This window comes from Gordonia caeni, assembly GCF_039537105.1.
Taxonomy (GTDB): Bacteria; Actinomycetota; Actinomycetes; order Mycobacteriales; family Mycobacteriaceae; genus Gordonia; species Gordonia caeni.
Window position 1 is genome coordinate 250639 of sequence record NZ_BAAAZW010000006.1, and the last position, 13558, is coordinate 264196.

The following is a 13558-nucleotide window of genomic DNA, read 5'->3' on the forward strand; positions in this document are numbered from 1 at the left end:
GGCTACTCGGCCGCTTCGAGTTCTCCGCCCCTCACCTCTAGTCTCACGTCCCGGTCATCATCCGTCCAGGTGCCGACAGAATCCGTTGCGCCCCATGTGAACCCACATCGACGGTACAACTCCTCGATGTGGGTGCCGAAGACGTACTGCCGGATCCTATCGGTGGACCACTGCTCTTCGCCGTGGTTGGACAGGACGTAGCTCAACGTGGGTCGCTTCTCGAGGCCGATGACGAACGTCTTCTTGCGTCCGTTCCGCTCCAGGGTGACTTCGACGTCGGTAGTGTCTTCGAACTCGGTAAACCCGAGAACCTCAGAAGCGGAGATCTCGCCGGCAGTGAGTTGGTCGTAGATGGCTCTCGGGAGTGTTCGATTGCCACTTGCGGGCACGAGTGTGTGGGCGAGTTCGCCCCAGGCCGCCTTAACGTCTCCCTGATCGGCCCGGTCAGATCTCGGCTTGCGGCGGAACGCACTGACTCTCGTGAGGTCGGCGTACTTGAGCCAGGCCTCGGACTCGACGACAGATGTCGCCTCGAGGATGTGGTCAGGGTAGGCGAGACGGAACTTGTGCCTGAAGAGGTCGAGTAGGCGGAGAACGCCGGACCGGTTTGATGAGCGCTCGACGAAGACCAGCGCGGATGTTGAGCCCCGGGGGAGGGTGAACAGTCCGTGCGTGACGACTGAGATCGCGTCGCCACTGTCGTAAGTGTCCTTCTCGGCCATCGTCTCGACGTCGGTGATCTTGCCGTTCTCCCCATACTGGCCGACGTCGACTGCGACTGTCGCCGATCGGCCGTGCGTTTCGAGGCCGTCGACGTTTGCGTAGCTCTCGGTTTCGTCGCGCAGGAGTTGATCCGCGGTGACGTCTGCCGCGAATCCGTAGAACGCGTGCAGGAGGTCGAGTCCGTCTGGTAAGTCGGTGAGGTCGATCCGGGTCTTTCGGTCGCCGACAGGGTGCGCCCAGAGTTCGGTGACGGTCATCGTACGTCGGGGCATCTGCCCTCCTGTTCGTTGTGACGTTGGTTGCTCACGCGCCGTCCTCCGGCCCATCCGGATCCGGCGCCTCAGCCGCCACATCCTGCGCCGCGTCGAAACGCTCCCGCTCCGACAGTCCGCCGACATCACGAGCGGCGAGCGCGTACCCCGACTGCCGGGACCTGCTGTCGAGGAGCTCGTGTAGCGATGCGTCCGTTTCGTCTCTGAGCGCGGTGGTCTTCAACCGCTGAAGCATTGGAGTGTGTGCGTCGAGTGCATGGACAGCTGCCTCCGCGCTGAGAACCAAGGCTTCTAGGTCCTTGATCAGGGCGAGATCAGCTCGCGATGGGTCGGTTCGTCGGGTTGCTCGGGCCGCGAGTGATATCGCCATCGCAGCAATGCCGCCAGCACGGCTGATGATGGAACCTGACGCCTGGACCGCTGCGACAATCTCGGGGGCGGAATTCGGGTCGACTTCGATCTGGATGCGCCGCCAGATAGATTCTGCGGAGAGGATCATCTCGGAGTATGCGGCGATCAACGGCGCAAGCGATTCCGGCAACTCGGGCTGGTCTTCACGTGCGATCCTGGCAAGGATATCGCTGGCAGTGCCGGCTGTCGTCGCGAGACTTTGGACCAGCGCTATCACCTCCCGGCCATCCTCACTGTTGGTGAGCACTGTGACGCTGGTCTGGTCTTCGTATGATTCGCCATCTTGCTCGCCGGTACTCTCACCGACACCTGAGATCCGCCGTCCGGTCTGGGTAAACGGGGTCTTCTGCTCTTCGTGCGCTTTGCGCGGCGCTCCCTGTGCCTCGTCCTTAGCGGCCATTGTGGCGAGGTAACGGTCGCGCAGAGCGAGGTCACGTCGCCGCTGGTACTCGGCAGCGGCCGGGGTATGCCACCAAGACTCCTTCCATGGGGTGTCTTCCGCTTCGAAGTCTTCGCCCGGGTTCCACGGCGGAGTCCAGGGTCTTCCGTCCTTGAGTTGGTGGGACATGACAAGCACTTCTTCGAGTTCGTCGCGGGCTTCGTTGATCTTGATGCCGCGCGCCCTGGCGTAGTCGAACGCGACGCGGAGTAGGTCAGCCTGGATCCGCGAGTAGTCGCGCGCGAGTGATTCAGGCGATGGGCCGGTGTCGCCCGCCGCGGTCGCCATGACGACTTCGAGGGGGACGGCGGCGAGGTGAGCGAGTGCTTCGATGGTCGCCTGGTTGATCTTGCCAACGTCTCCGCGCCGCAGGCGGTTGATCGTGGCGTGTGAGAGTGAGTAGCCGGCTTCCTGGGCGAGTTCTGCAAGACGCCTCCCTGAGGCTCCGTTGTGGCGCTTGGAAGCAGCGTCGATCAGCTCTCCGAGCGTGGATGGTTTGTCCATGTCCTGAGCCTGGCCTGTCGTCGTTTGCTTGTACTACCCACCATCACGGCGTGTCTGACAACTTACCGGTCGAGAGTCGCATGTCACGCGGCACACAAGCCGCTTGTCACCTTGACAACTGCTGGAACATGGAACATGATTCAGTTGTCAGAACGACGATTGGAGTGCATGATGGTCGCCACAAGGGTTCGACGTCCGAAGCCGCCAACTCGACGGAAGGAGGTTTGGATGGAAGTGAAAGACGGCGCAGTGATCCGCCGGTGCCGGAAGGAGAAGCGGTACTCGCAACGCGAACTGGCGTTCCTGGTTCGGCGATCACAGAACACGATCCACTTGATCGAGTCCGGGAAGCTCCGGTCCATCAGCGAAGACCTTGCGGTGGCCCTGGCTGCTCGGCTTGGCCGTAACTGGGACGAGCTCTTCATCGCGCACGAAATCGTGCCCGTTGTGGAACATGCCTCATGAGCCAAGTGTCAATACGAAATGAAAGCGGCCCCCGCCTGCTGCAACAGGACGAGGGCCAGATCGAGATAGGAGTCTCAATGCAAGATCAGCCTAGCAGCGCCCCGGCGCTGTTCCGCTACGACGACGACACCCAGGTCCGCGTCGTGACCATCGACGGCGAACCCTGGTTCGTCCTCGCCGACCTCGCCGGCGCGCTCGGGATCACCGCGACCGGTCGCCTCGCTGCCCGACTGGACGAGGGTGTGCGCCAGACGCACACCCTCCACACTGCGGGCGGAACGCAGAGTATGACCATCGTGTCCGAGCCGGGCATGTACGAGGTCATCCTTCGCAGCGACAAGCCCGAAGCCGTCACCTTCCGGCGCTGGCTCACCGGCACCGTTCTCCCGGAGATCCGCCGCACCGGCAGCTACAACGTCGCGCCGGCACTCGAAGGTCCCGAGTTGATCGCCGCGGCCCTCATCGAGTCGCAGAAGATCATCGAGGCTCGCGAGCAGCAGATCGCGCTCCTCTCTGCACCCGCGAAGTCGTGGCAGCTGCTGGCTGATGCGAGCGGAGACTTCTCTGTGGCCGAAGCGGCGAAGATCCTTTCCCGCGATCCGTCGATCACCACGGGCCGGGACCGGCTGTTCGCGTACATGGCCGAGGCGAAATGGATCTTCCGGTCACGCAATCACCGCGGCGGCTGGGAGGCCTATCAGACCGCGGTCGATACCCGCCGCCTGGTTGAGAAGCCGGCGAAGCCGTTCCTCAACTCCAAGACCGGCGCGTACGAGCTGCCCGCCCCGACGATCCGCGTCACCGCGAAGGGGATCGGGAAGTTGCACGAGCTGATGGGCGGCACCGAACCCATCCGCTTCATCACGGGGGAGGAGTCGGCATGACGATCTTCGATGCTCTCGAAAAGGTCGACCGCCACCTCGGTGAACTCGAGTTCCGGGCGAGTTTCGCACCGCCCGTCGTTGCTGGGGCGCACTGCTCATGTGGTCGGCGGATGGAGGTCCGGGATGGCCGGATAACGCTGACCGACGACGAGCTCGCCGCCGCGGCCGACGTTGCGCCGGCGGATGTCGTCGCCCGGATCGTCGCCACGGTCAATGCCTGCCGTGATCTGGAGGTGTCGGCGGCACTGGCCGAGTTCGATGACGCCCACTGGTGCTGCGGGAGCGGTGACCTGTCATGACGATTCTGTCCCCGCTGATCCCGTCCGAGGATCTCGCCGCTCTGCGATCGGCGCTCCGCGAACACGCGGCTGGCCAACAGGAGGAGTCCGCGTCCGCGCAGTTGCGTCGCCGGATTGTGCGGGCTGCGCAGGAGCGTGCCGCGCACGCCGAGCGCGCGTTCGAGATCGAGTCGGCCGAGTACGTGGCCCGGCACCTGTCGACTGCGATCCGAGCCTGTGACCACGAGAAGCGGCGTCTCCGCGCGCTGCACGCGGACGTCCTCGAAACCCGGGCCGCGGCCCGCGAGCTCGCCAGAGAGGTGACCCTGTGATCCCGCTGCCTGTTGTTCGTGCGAGACCCCGCAACCCTCTGGTCGGTGACCGCATCACATCGGTCCACTCCTACAAGCGTGGCCGGGTCGTCGCCTACACCGCCGATGGTGTGCGCGTGGAAATGTCGCCCGCCGACGTGATTGTCGAGGTCCTGTCGTGACCGCGGTCGCGGCGACGCTGCCGCAGTTCTCCCGTGAGGACCTGGACAAGCTCGGTGTCACCTGCGACGTCGTGATGACGGCCAGGGCGCTCGGGGTGTCCGAGCGGCACGTCCGCACTCTGATCGACCGCGGCGAGTTCCCGATCCGTGTCCTGCGGATCGGCTCCCGGATCGTCATCCCGACCGCCGACCTCAAGGCGTACGTCCTCGGGGACACCGTGCTGCAGCCTGACCTGATCGGCCGCCTCGATGACCTCCTCGAGTCGCACCGTGAAGTCGTGCGGCTCCTCGGGATTCTCGTTGCCGCACAGGTGACCCCGGCCGCCGGGCACGCCTCATGACCCGCCTGTGGCAGTCCCTCCAATCGGTGTGCGGCCTGCAGCCGCTCGACGTACTCCCGACCATCCCTCACCCGCTCGCCGAGCTCGATCGCCTCGAAGCGATCCGCCGGCACCCCGCCTCATATTGAAAGGACAAGTCGTGACCATGCTCATCGGCTTCGCCATGATCATCTCGGTCATCGCCGGCCTTGCTCTGGGCCTGTGCTGGCCGACCCCACCGCCGCCCCCGGTGGACGCCACCCATCCGCTGAACGCGCTGATCGGATCCCGCATCGTCGATGAGGGGGAGTTGCGGTGATCGCGCCGGGCTCACCGGAGTGGCTGCGCCTCATCACCCCGTCGAAAGTGCCCGCGATCCTGGGGGTGTCGCGCTGGCAGTCGCAGTACGCGCTGTGGCACCAGATGGCCGGCCGCCTCGAACGTTCCGAGCCGAAAGCGGCCCAGCAGGACGACTTCGACTACGGGCACGCCGCCGAGCTCGCGGCCGCCGAGTACTGGCGGTACAAGAACCCGGGATGGCGGATATCCCGCGGCGAAGTGCAGTTCACCAACCCGCACCTGCCGTTCGAGCACGTCGCGACGATCGACCGGCGGGCCTCCCGTGGCCGCGGCCGGCGCGTGGTGGAGATCAAGACCGCCCGCGACCTCGCCGAGTACGGCGATGACGGCACCGGTGCGGTCCCGCAGGACTATGCGGCGCAGATCCTGACGCAGATGCTCATCACCGGATGGCACAGGCAGGCGGATGTCGTGTTGTGGCCGCAGTACGGGAAGCCGCGGATCTACCAGGTGGGGTGGGACGCCGACGTTGCCGCAGTGATCGTCGACCGCTGCACCGCCTGGGTGGAGTCCCTCGCGGCCGGCACACCACCGGACCTGGACGACTCAGTGTCCTGCTACGAAGCGGTCCGCGCCCTGCACCCCGACATCGACGGCTCGACGGTCGAGATCGATCCCGATCTGGCGGTCCGCTATCTGGCCTTGGACGCCGAGAAGAAGGACGTCGAACAGCAGGCTCGGGCCGCTAAGACCCGGCTGCTCGACGCGATGGGTACCGCGCGGATCGCAGCTGTCGGCGGGGTGAAGATCGCCGACCGGCGTCCCGCCCGAAATGACCAGGTCGCCCTGTACCCGGCGACGAAGAACCTCGAACTACTTCAGGAGAACGCAGCATGACCAGCAACAACATCACTACCCCGGCCGCGACTGAGCTTGCGGAGATCGATCCGGCCGCGTCGGTTCTGCCGGCGGCGACACCGACGGCGGACGCTACCGCGACGCTGCTGCAGCATGCGCAGACGATGCAGGCTGCGCATCAGCTGGCGACGGCGTTGTGTTCGTCGGAGCTGGTGCCCGCAATGTACCGGGGGAAGCCGGATAACGGTGCGGCGGCGATCTTGTATGGCGCTGAGCTCGGATTGAGCCCGATCCAGGCGATGCAGCAGATCTTCGTCGTCCACGGTGCTCCGGCGATCTACGCGAGAACGATGGTCGCGCTGGTGAAGTCGAAGGGCTATCTGGTTCAGACGGTCGAGTCGTCGGACGCGTCGGTGACGGTTGCGGGCCGGGATCCGCGTACCGGGGTGGAGGAGGTGTCGACGTGGACGTTCGAGCGGGCGCAGAAGGCCGGTTACACGAAGAACAGCAAGTACGGCACGGATCCGCAGGGCATGTTGTACGCGAAGGCGGCGACGGAGGTGTGCCGGAAGCTCGCCCCTGAGGTGTTGCTGGGCATCGCGTATTCGCGTGAAGAGCTCGAGTTGGAGGAGCCGTCGGTGCCGGTTCGGCGCCGTGGTGGTTCGGGTGTGGCGGGGTTGAAGGCGACTCTCGCGGTCGACCCGGAGGCGCAGCCGGAAGCGCCGGCGCAGCCAGCCCAGGAGCCTCAGCCGGTGCCGGAGGCGGCCGCGGAGCCTTCGATCACGGCGGCGCAGTTGAAGAAGCTGCACACCCTGCTGACCAAGTGGGACCTGACGGACCGTCATGCGGCGTTGGCGTGGCTGTCGCAGCAGGTGGATCGGCCGCTCGGCTCGTCGAAGGACCTCACGAAGGTGGAGGCGGCTGAGCTGATCGGGTTCATCGAGGCTGAGCAGGCCAGCGACGCGGAGGCCAGCCGATGACCGAGACACCGACCCCGAAGCCGGGGGAAATCTGGATCACGGACGGGGCGGACGAACCGGTCGAGTACCGCACGGACGGCTGGTACTGGGTGATTACCGGCAACCGCTGCTTTCGCCAGGACCGCACGCCCATCCGCCGCCTGGTCGGCTACACCGTCGAGCACGTGGAGCGGCTGCGGGAAGTGCTGCGCGACCTCCACGCTGACGTGCTCACTGAGGCCCGCGTCGAGCGTGACGAGGCCATCGCCCGCGCCGAAGCCGCCGAAGTCGCACTCGCCGACGCAGCGTGTCCGACGCTGGACGACATCGCCGAGCACGAGCCGTGGTGGGTACTGCGGGCAGCGGCGGACCTGGCGGGCCACGCCTGCGACTTCGACTGCCGTCCCGCCGCTCTGCGAGCACTGGCCGACGAGTTGGAGCGTGAGCACGCCGAGAAGGTCGAGCGGGACCGGCTCGTCGTGCGTGCCACAGAGGTCTACTCCGCCACGATGGGGCACGAGACCGCGCTCGCTGCCGTTGTGGACGCCGTGCTGGCCGAGGCGGTGGACCAGTGAGCGCGCACTCTGTTGTTGCGGAGGGCCTGGCAAGTCACCGCGTCCCGTTCCCCGGCGTTATCGCCAACTTCGCGCTCGCCGCCCTCTCGAAGGCCGGGTACGCGGTCGTGAAGCTGCCCGAGGCGGTGCGGAACCGCCGCGGCGAGCCCGAGTGGCATTCGGGCTTGGCAAAGATCGGCCTCAACCAGAATGGGGTCTTCTGGACTGGCACGTTCCAGCCGGCCCCGAGCGATGTCGAGGAGTTCGCCGCAGCCCTGCTCGCTGCAGAGCGTCACAGGGTCGCCGAGGCGGTGGACCATGACTGACCGCGACGTGCTCACCGAAGCGTGGGAGCGCCTGTCCGTCAATCGCCTGGGCACGTCCGCGTTCCGAGAGGCCGACAAAGACCTGGCCGCGATCCAGCGCCTCGTAGACGAGGTGGAGCGACTGATCGCTGCGAACGCCGAACTGGTCAGGCGTGGCCTTGGTGCCGCAGAGAAGCGTGACGCTGCCCTGGCCGCTATTGAGCGGGTACGGAAGGTGAACCCCGACTGCGATTGCCCGTGCTGCGACGGGTGGTGGCTGGGGATCGAACGCGCCCTAGACGGCGGTGAGCGCGATGAGTGAGCGCGTGCCAGCCGACCGAATAGAGCGGATCGTCGGAGTGAAGCGGCACCCGACCAAGCACATCGGTCGCGTCGTCACAGACGAGCAGGCCGTCTACATCATGCACCCAGAGTCCTGCCTCCGCTTCCACGATGACCTGCGTGAGTGCCGCTACTCGCGCGCCCTGGACAACGGAATCGACGTTGACGAGTGGCGGGGCCATGAGGATCGTCCGGTCGTCCTGAGCGCACTGGCGGCCGTGCGGATCTATCCGAGGTTCGATCAGAGCACCCTGGACGGCGGTGAGCGCGATGAGTGACCGCGACATCATCGCCGCGCATAGCTTCATCGAATACGCGTGGGGCGGCGGATTCTGCGAGTGCGGCCACACCTGGAACGACCAGCAGTGGCGCGAGCACCACGCCCTCCACGCCGACCACGTTGTCGCCGCGATCCGTGAGGCCCGCACCGTGCGAACCGTTGGAGAACTCAACGCCCTGCCGCACCTTTCCGTCGTCCGCGAGGGCGGCAAGTACGGCTCTGTGTGGGAGCGGCACTACGGGAACGCTGGATGGAAGTACTTGTCGGGCACGTTCACCGCGCCGGTCCGCAATGCGCCGCAACTGCCCGCGCTGGTCCTGTACCGCCCCGACGAGGACGGCATCCGATGACCGGCCGAGACACCGCCGTGCCGGACCTGCTGGCCAATCTGCGGGACTCTCTGCGCACCTTAGCGGCCGCCGACTACATGGCTGATGTGCTCCCCGAAGTCATCTCCGACGACCGGCGACACGTCCTCGCTGATGACTGCTGGTGTGAGCCAACCATCCGGCCGTACCGGCGAATCCACGAAGGAGCCAGCGATGAGTGACCGCGACCCGTGCCCCTGCTGGAAGCACGTCACCTTCCACGCCGGTCACTGCTGCATGGCCGACGACGGTCACGGCAACCCGACCAGCGACGACGACTACCGACTCGGACAGCCCGCGCCCTGCGGACACGGACCAGGAGGTGCGCAGTGACCGGCCGCCCGTGGATCGACCTCGCCCTGTACGGCGCCACCTTCGTCGCGATCCTCGCGCTCGCCGTCGCCCTCACGAGGGGCGAACAGCGGTGATGGCCGGGATCGGCATCGAGACACCGGATGCGTCGTGGCGGTACGCATCCACCCTCTGGCCACGAGACATCTCGCCGATCTACTTCACGACCAGAGCGTCCGCCGAGAAGTACGACCGTCAGACGCAGCAGGCGATCGGCTGCCTTCCCGGTATGACGACCATGCGTATCGAGCACCGGGGCGACGACGGGCAGTGGGTTGCCGTGGACGAGGGAGAACAGCGGTGATCCGCCTCGCCGCCGCCTGCCTCGCCGCAGCGGTCGCCGGCACCGCCTACGCCGTCATCCGCCACCTCAACGCGCGGCCTGTCGAGCACAACGCCGTGACCGGGACGGGGGAGCAGTGACCAACCCGTACGAACCGCCACCCCGCCGCGACTGGCTCGCCATCACCATCAGCACCCTCGGTCTCCTCCTCGCCCTCTGGTGCCTCACCTGGCTGGTGATCACCCCATGACCGGCCCCTACACCCTCCACGACCCGACCGGCGTCCTCGCCGACGAACACCACCCCACCCGCCACGCCGCACGCGCACGCACCGAAACGACCCTCTGGCACACCCGCCCCTGGATCATCCGCGACACCGCCGGCACCACCATCGCAAGGAGAAGAAAGACCGTGACCACCCGCGAAGAAGCCGCCCACCGCCGGCAACGCGTCGCCACCCTCAGCCGCGAAGGCCACCAGATCGCGGACATCGCCGCCGCGCTCGGCGTCACCCCGCGCACCGTCCAACGCGACCGCGCCACCCTCGGCCTCGTCAAGCCGACGCCGCCACGCCTCGACGACACCGAGCTCGCCCACGCCGCAACGCTTCTCGATGACGGCTGCTCGTACCAAGAAGTCGCCCGCACCCTCGGGCGGTCGGCCACCCCCCTCCGTAGACGGCTCCCCGGCCGCGGCTGGACGAAGAAGCAAGGCGGCCAGTGGGGCATGTTCATCCGTTACAACGGCGGAGCGGCATGACCGCACAACTCGACCTCCTCGACCTTCTCGCGGAGACCGCCGACGAACCGCCCCGCCCGGAACCCAAGCGGACCCCGCTGCGCCTGACAGACGACGAGAAGCTGGTGATCTGGTGGCAGCAGACCCGCCTCGCTCTGCCGTCCCTCGCGGTCCGTACCGACTGGACCATCCGAACCCTGCGCGACTCGTACAGCGGTGGAGGTGACTACCGGATCGGCCGATCGTGGGACAAGACGCGGATCACCGTCACCTTCCATGACCGGAGCCCCGCGTACGGCGGCGACTGCCCGCCCTCCTGCCGCCAACACGGCCCCGACCTGGGCGCCTACACGCACCTGTGCGCACCCGGCGCCCGCGGACACGGGAACGGCTTCACCGACACCGGACGCACCCACACCGCCGAACTCCGCTGGACCCGCCTCGCCAAGTGGATGACCTCACTCACCGACGCCGACCGCTCCGAGATCGCCGCCTGCGGCCAGCACTGGCTCGCCCTCCCGCGCCTGCACTGGCCACTGACCCGACTCCTCGGACCGCGCCCCGCCCTCGACGCCGTATTCCAGGAGACCCAATGACCGCCCGGATCACGCCCGAGCAACTCGCGGCGATCGACCAGCTCCGCGCCGAAGGCGCCTCGTACCCGCAGATCAGCGAACAAGTCGGAGTCAGCGTCACCACCGTCCGCCGCAGATGCGGACACCGACCCGACTGCGCCGTCGAAGGCTGCACCCGACAGGCACACTCCCGCGGCTGGTGCTCCACCCACTGGGGACGATGGAGCAGACACGGAACCCCGGTCTGCAAGAGCTGCCAGGCCGACGAGATGGCGCGCAGCGGCCTGTGCAAGCGCTGCTACGCGCTCGGCGCCGACACCGAACGCCTGATCAGACGCGCCAAAGAGCGGGAAGCGTACGCCCGAAAGGCCGCGGAGAAGAAGGCCGCACTCGCCGCGAAACTCAAGACGCCGGTGGAGCTCTTCGAGTCTCTCGACCCCGACGACGGCGACCCGCCGGCGTGCCCGCGCGGCTGCGGTCGGCCCCGCCACTACCGGCCCGCGATTGCCTGCCCGCCCATCGGGCTGCCTGCCTGCGACGGCGGCCAAGCACAGGACGAGGTCGCGTGAGCACGCACCACCAGTGCCCACAGTGCGCGGCGCCCATGCTCGCCCCCAGCCGAACCCCGTGCGCCGCCTGCACCATCCCCGCCAGCGACACGGGCTGCCGTCACTGCCGGGCACCCATGAGCGACCCAGATGACCACACAGCCGGCGCGCACCTGATGTGCGCCGAGAAGGACGGTGCGAATTGAGGATCAGATCGATCAAACCGGAGTTCTGGAGAGACGAGACGGTAGTCGACCTGTCGATCAGTGCGAGGCTGACCTTCATCGGCCTCTGGTCCTACGTCGACGACAACGGGGTGGGGGATGCGCGGGTGTCCGCAATCGTCGCCGACCTGTATGCCGACGACATGTCGCGAGACCCTCGCGAGTGTCTCGCGAGGGTCTCGGACGACCTGGAACAACTGTCTGCAACCGGGCTCATCCTCATCTACGACGACCCAACCCACCCCCGACGCTCCCTCTTGTTCATTCGGCAGTGGGCGAGGCACCAGAAGATCGACCGACCGTCGAAGGGCCACGGCTACACCCTCCCAACTGGGCAAATGCTCGACGAAGCCGACACTCGCGCAATGCTCGCGACACCCTCGCGAGTGTCTCGCGCAAATGTGGCTCCCGGAACAGGGGAGCAGGGGAGCAGGGGAACAGGGGAAGTTACTCATGCATCCCACTTACGTGCCGCTGGCGCCGACACGGCAAATGAATCCCCATCGTGGAATGACGATCGAGACGCCGCTGAACGCGCCACCGATCACCGGCACGCCGCGATCGCACAACGACAGCGAGACCTCGAAGCACGAGCCGCAGCAGAACGCGCAGAGATCGACGACTGCGACCTCTGCGACGACCGCGGCTACTGGGGCGGCCGCGTCTGCACCCACGACCCCGAACTCACCGACCGCGCCGCCCGCGGCATTGCCGCCGCCAGAGCCGCACTCACCCGAAAGGACCCCGCATGACCCGCAACCACAGAAGCGCCAAAGCCGCCGGCACCCGATTCGAACGCAACATCGCCGACACCCTCGCCCAACACGTCGACGACCGAATCGACCGCCGAGTCAAGACCGGAGCGAAAGACCGCGGCGACATCGGGGGAGTGCGCCTCCACGGCCAGCGCATCGTCCTCGAATGCAAGAACACCAGCCGAATCAACCTCGCCACCTGGATGCGCGAAACCGAAGACGAACGCGGCAACGACGACGCCCTCGCCGGACTGATCATCCACAAGCGCCACGGCAAAGGCGACCCCCTCGACCAGTGGGTGACCTGCACGCTCCGCGAACTCATCGCGATCCTCCGAGCCAACCGGATCGAGGAACCGTGACCACCCCCGGCCCGTACTGCCTCGTGTGCGAGAAGCACCTCACCGCCGACGTCGCCAACCACCGCGACCGCCACGGCTGCGGCCCGCACTGCCTACCCGAACACGAACTCGCCGACCGCTACCACCGAGAGGACCACCAGTGACCGCCCCCGCCACCAACGAACACCTACTCCCCATCACCAGAACCCAACTCGGCGACGCCATCCACACCCTCGCCGGCCGCCAACGCCTCACCGTCGACCGCGACCAACACGACATCCTCACCGACCTCGAACACACCTACCGCGAACGCCGCCGCACGATCATCGCCCAACACGGACACGACACCGCACGCGTGCTCACCGACCTCCAACGCCGCCACGAAGAAGCCATCACCGCCGCCACCACCCACACCACCTGGACCGACAGCCGATACGCCCAACTCTGCGCAGCCCTCGAAACCCCCAAAGCCACCGGCCGCCAACCCCACGCCGGATCCCAACCACCCCTCTGGGTCGACGCCCTCGACCTCCGACACACCATCACCACCCACGTCACCGAATGGGCACACACCTGGCAACTCGGCACCACCCACACGATCACCGCACTCCACGCCCTCGCCGACCGCACCTGGCGCCCCCAAGACGTCGCCGCCATGACCACCATCACCCAAACCTGCCTCCGCTGGTCCAGCGCCATCGACAGCCTCTTCGACCCACCCAAACGCCTCACCCTCGCCGCACCCTGCCCCGCATGCCAAGTCGCCACCGTCCACCGACCCGACAGCGCAGGAGAATGGGTCCGCCAACCCGCCCTCCAAATCACCGACCGCGGCTGCGAATGCCTCAACTGCCGGCACCTCTGGGACCCCACCATGTACCGCCACCTCGCCAACGTCCTCGGCTGCAACCTCCCCGAAGGCGTCCTCGAATAGCTGGCGCGTGTCGCTGCTTGCACACCCGCCAGCCACCTGGCAGGGTGGGTGACG

The 13558-nt window shown here is 67.0% G+C and carries 27 protein-coding genes; 25 read left to right on the plus strand and 2 right to left on the minus strand.

The window, feature by feature from the left end:
- Positions 1-2: 2 nt before the first annotated feature.
- Both ABD732_RS11995 and ABD732_RS12000 read right to left on the minus strand, forming a co-directional pair.
- Positions 3-980, minus strand: a complete 978-nt coding sequence (locus ABD732_RS11995; protein ID WP_344783955.1) for a hypothetical protein — start codon at positions 978-980, stop codon at positions 3-5.
- A gap of 46 nt (positions 981-1026) precedes the next feature.
- Positions 1027-2349: a hypothetical protein gene (locus tag ABD732_RS12000; RefSeq protein WP_344783957.1), complete on the minus strand. Its 1323-nt coding sequence runs from the start codon at positions 2347-2349 to the stop codon at positions 1027-1029.
- A gap of 228 nt (positions 2350-2577) precedes the next feature.
- Between ABD732_RS12000 and ABD732_RS12005 the strand changes: the two genes are divergently transcribed.
- The 25 genes from ABD732_RS12005 (at position 2578) to ABD732_RS12125 (ending at position 13504) form a co-directional block, all read left to right on the plus strand.
- Entirely contained in the window at positions 2578-2814 is a 237-nt protein-coding gene (locus ABD732_RS12005; RefSeq protein WP_344783959.1) for a helix-turn-helix transcriptional regulator, read from the plus strand.
- Positions 2815-2891: 77 nt separating this feature from the next.
- Positions 2892-3698, plus strand: a complete 807-nt coding sequence (locus ABD732_RS12010; protein ID WP_344783961.1) for a BRO family protein — start codon at positions 2892-2894, stop codon at positions 3696-3698.
- Positions 3695-3997 (plus strand): hypothetical protein, encoded by a 303-nt coding sequence (locus ABD732_RS12015; RefSeq protein WP_344783963.1) that lies wholly within the window; start codon positions 3695-3697, stop codon positions 3995-3997. The genes ABD732_RS12010 and ABD732_RS12015 overlap by 4 nt, the downstream gene beginning before the upstream one ends.
- Complete coding sequence (locus tag ABD732_RS12020) at positions 3994-4308, plus strand: hypothetical protein (protein ID WP_344783965.1); 315 nt, start codon at positions 3994-3996, stop codon at positions 4306-4308. The genes ABD732_RS12015 and ABD732_RS12020 overlap by 4 nt, the downstream gene beginning before the upstream one ends.
- Positions 4305-4469 (plus strand): hypothetical protein, encoded by a 165-nt coding sequence (locus tag ABD732_RS12025; protein WP_344783967.1) that lies wholly within the window; start codon positions 4305-4307, stop codon positions 4467-4469. Before ABD732_RS12020 ends, ABD732_RS12025 begins: the two co-directional genes overlap by 4 nt.
- Positions 4466-4810 carry a helix-turn-helix domain-containing protein gene (locus ABD732_RS12030; protein WP_344783969.1) on the plus strand — a complete coding sequence of 115 codons (345 nt, stop codon included), beginning with the start codon at positions 4466-4468 and terminating at the stop codon, positions 4808-4810. Before ABD732_RS12025 ends, ABD732_RS12030 begins: the two co-directional genes overlap by 4 nt.
- Positions 4811-4949: 139 nt before the next feature.
- Positions 4950-5108, plus strand: coding sequence for a hypothetical protein (locus ABD732_RS12035; protein ID WP_344783971.1), 159 nt, complete (start codon positions 4950-4952; stop codon positions 5106-5108).
- Positions 5105-5986: a YqaJ viral recombinase family protein gene (locus tag ABD732_RS12040; RefSeq protein ID WP_344783973.1), complete on the plus strand. Its 882-nt coding sequence runs from the start codon at positions 5105-5107 to the stop codon at positions 5984-5986. Before ABD732_RS12035 ends, ABD732_RS12040 begins: the two co-directional genes overlap by 4 nt.
- On the plus strand, positions 5983-6927 hold the full coding sequence (locus ABD732_RS12045; protein WP_344783975.1) for a hypothetical protein: 945 nt from the start codon (positions 5983-5985) through the stop codon (positions 6925-6927). The genes ABD732_RS12040 and ABD732_RS12045 overlap by 4 nt, the downstream gene beginning before the upstream one ends.
- Positions 6924-7481, plus strand: a complete 558-nt coding sequence (locus ABD732_RS12050) for a hypothetical protein (protein ID WP_344783977.1) — start codon at positions 6924-6926, stop codon at positions 7479-7481. Before ABD732_RS12045 ends, ABD732_RS12050 begins: the two co-directional genes overlap by 4 nt.
- Entirely contained in the window at positions 7478-7786 is a 309-nt protein-coding gene (locus ABD732_RS12055) for a hypothetical protein (RefSeq protein WP_344783978.1), read from the plus strand. Before ABD732_RS12050 ends, ABD732_RS12055 begins: the two co-directional genes overlap by 4 nt.
- Positions 7779-8087 carry a hypothetical protein gene (locus tag ABD732_RS12060; RefSeq protein WP_344783980.1) on the plus strand — a complete coding sequence of 103 codons (309 nt, stop codon included), beginning with the start codon at positions 7779-7781 and terminating at the stop codon, positions 8085-8087. The genes ABD732_RS12055 and ABD732_RS12060 overlap by 8 nt, the downstream gene beginning before the upstream one ends.
- Positions 8088-8124: 37 nt before the next feature.
- Positions 8125-8385: a hypothetical protein gene (locus ABD732_RS12065; protein ID WP_344783982.1), complete on the plus strand. Its 261-nt coding sequence runs from the start codon at positions 8125-8127 to the stop codon at positions 8383-8385.
- On the plus strand, positions 8369-8737 hold the full coding sequence (locus ABD732_RS12070; RefSeq protein ID WP_344783984.1) for a hypothetical protein: 369 nt from the start codon (positions 8369-8371) through the stop codon (positions 8735-8737). The genes ABD732_RS12065 and ABD732_RS12070 overlap by 17 nt, the downstream gene beginning before the upstream one ends.
- Entirely contained in the window at positions 8734-8937 is a 204-nt protein-coding gene (locus tag ABD732_RS12075) for a hypothetical protein (protein ID WP_344783986.1), read from the plus strand. Before ABD732_RS12070 ends, ABD732_RS12075 begins: the two co-directional genes overlap by 4 nt.
- Entirely contained in the window at positions 8930-9088 is a 159-nt protein-coding gene (locus ABD732_RS12080) for a hypothetical protein (RefSeq protein ID WP_344783988.1), read from the plus strand. The genes ABD732_RS12075 and ABD732_RS12080 overlap by 8 nt, the downstream gene beginning before the upstream one ends.
- Positions 9089-9182: 94 nt before the next feature.
- The gene (locus ABD732_RS12085; protein WP_344783990.1) at positions 9183-9410 is read left to right on the plus strand and encodes a hypothetical protein; all 228 of its coding nucleotides are present in this window, start codon (positions 9183-9185) and stop codon (positions 9408-9410) included.
- Positions 9407-9529, plus strand: a complete 123-nt coding sequence (locus tag ABD732_RS12090; protein ID WP_344783992.1) for a hypothetical protein — start codon at positions 9407-9409, stop codon at positions 9527-9529. The genes ABD732_RS12085 and ABD732_RS12090 overlap by 4 nt, the downstream gene beginning before the upstream one ends.
- A 106-nt stretch (positions 9530-9635) precedes the next feature.
- Positions 9636-10148: a helix-turn-helix domain-containing protein gene (locus ABD732_RS12095; protein WP_344783994.1), complete on the plus strand. Its 513-nt coding sequence runs from the start codon at positions 9636-9638 to the stop codon at positions 10146-10148.
- A complete protein-coding gene (locus ABD732_RS12100) occupies positions 10145-10723 on the plus strand; it encodes a hypothetical protein (protein ID WP_344783996.1) in 579 nt (192 codons plus the stop codon). The genes ABD732_RS12095 and ABD732_RS12100 overlap by 4 nt, the downstream gene beginning before the upstream one ends.
- Positions 10720-11271 (plus strand): hypothetical protein, encoded by a 552-nt coding sequence (locus ABD732_RS12105; RefSeq protein WP_344783998.1) that lies wholly within the window; start codon positions 10720-10722, stop codon positions 11269-11271. Before ABD732_RS12100 ends, ABD732_RS12105 begins: the two co-directional genes overlap by 4 nt.
- 181 nt (positions 11272-11452) lie before the next feature.
- The gene (locus tag ABD732_RS12110; RefSeq protein ID WP_344784000.1) at positions 11453-12226 is read left to right on the plus strand and encodes a hypothetical protein; all 774 of its coding nucleotides are present in this window, start codon (positions 11453-11455) and stop codon (positions 12224-12226) included.
- On the plus strand, positions 12223-12591 hold the full coding sequence (locus tag ABD732_RS12115) for a hypothetical protein (RefSeq protein WP_344784002.1): 369 nt from the start codon (positions 12223-12225) through the stop codon (positions 12589-12591). The genes ABD732_RS12110 and ABD732_RS12115 overlap by 4 nt, the downstream gene beginning before the upstream one ends.
- Positions 12588-12734: a hypothetical protein gene (locus ABD732_RS12120; protein WP_344784003.1), complete on the plus strand. Its 147-nt coding sequence runs from the start codon at positions 12588-12590 to the stop codon at positions 12732-12734. Before ABD732_RS12115 ends, ABD732_RS12120 begins: the two co-directional genes overlap by 4 nt.
- Positions 12731-13504 (plus strand): DUF7340 domain-containing protein, encoded by a 774-nt coding sequence (locus tag ABD732_RS12125; protein WP_344784005.1) that lies wholly within the window; start codon positions 12731-12733, stop codon positions 13502-13504. Before ABD732_RS12120 ends, ABD732_RS12125 begins: the two co-directional genes overlap by 4 nt.
- The last annotated feature ends 54 nt before the right edge of the window (positions 13505-13558 follow it).

Bases quoted from the DNA above. Each gene is read 5' to 3' on its own strand.
- ABD732_RS12050 (WP_344783977.1), top strand. From the start codon at position 6,924: ATGACCGAGACACCGACCCCGAAGCCGGGGGAAATCTGGATCACGGAC.
- ABD732_RS12015 (WP_344783963.1), top strand. From the start codon at position 3,695: ATGACGATCTTCGATGCTCTCGAAAAGGTCGACCGCCACCTCGGTGAA.
- ABD732_RS12005 (WP_344783959.1), top strand. From the start codon at position 2,578: ATGGAAGTGAAAGACGGCGCAGTGATCCGCCGGTGCCGGAAGGAGAAG.
- ABD732_RS12060 (WP_344783980.1), top strand. From the start codon at position 7,779: ATGACTGACCGCGACGTGCTCACCGAAGCGTGGGAGCGCCTGTCCGTC.
- ABD732_RS12020 (WP_344783965.1), top strand. From the start codon at position 3,994: ATGACGATTCTGTCCCCGCTGATCCCGTCCGAGGATCTCGCCGCTCTG.
- ABD732_RS12010 (WP_344783961.1), top strand. From the start codon at position 2,892: ATGCAAGATCAGCCTAGCAGCGCCCCGGCGCTGTTCCGCTACGACGAC.
- ABD732_RS12105 (WP_344783998.1), top strand. From the start codon at position 10,720: ATGACCGCCCGGATCACGCCCGAGCAACTCGCGGCGATCGACCAGCTC.
- ABD732_RS11995 (WP_344783955.1), bottom strand. From the start codon at position 980: ATGACCGTCACCGAACTCTGGGCGCACCCTGTCGGCGACCGAAAGACC.
- ABD732_RS12095 (WP_344783994.1), top strand. From the start codon at position 9,636: ATGACCGGCCCCTACACCCTCCACGACCCGACCGGCGTCCTCGCCGAC.
- ABD732_RS12075 (WP_344783986.1), top strand. From the start codon at position 8,734: ATGACCGGCCGAGACACCGCCGTGCCGGACCTGCTGGCCAATCTGCGG.
- ABD732_RS12085 (WP_344783990.1), top strand. From the start codon at position 9,183: ATGGCCGGGATCGGCATCGAGACACCGGATGCGTCGTGGCGGTACGCA.
- ABD732_RS12045 (WP_344783975.1), top strand. From the start codon at position 5,983: ATGACCAGCAACAACATCACTACCCCGGCCGCGACTGAGCTTGCGGAG.
- ABD732_RS12100 (WP_344783996.1), top strand. From the start codon at position 10,145: ATGACCGCACAACTCGACCTCCTCGACCTTCTCGCGGAGACCGCCGAC.
- ABD732_RS12080 (WP_344783988.1), top strand. From the start codon at position 8,930: ATGAGTGACCGCGACCCGTGCCCCTGCTGGAAGCACGTCACCTTCCAC.
- ABD732_RS12115 (WP_344784002.1), top strand. From the start codon at position 12,223: ATGACCCGCAACCACAGAAGCGCCAAAGCCGCCGGCACCCGATTCGAA.
- ABD732_RS12000 (WP_344783957.1), bottom strand. From the start codon at position 2,349: ATGGACAAACCATCCACGCTCGGAGAGCTGATCGACGCTGCTTCCAAG.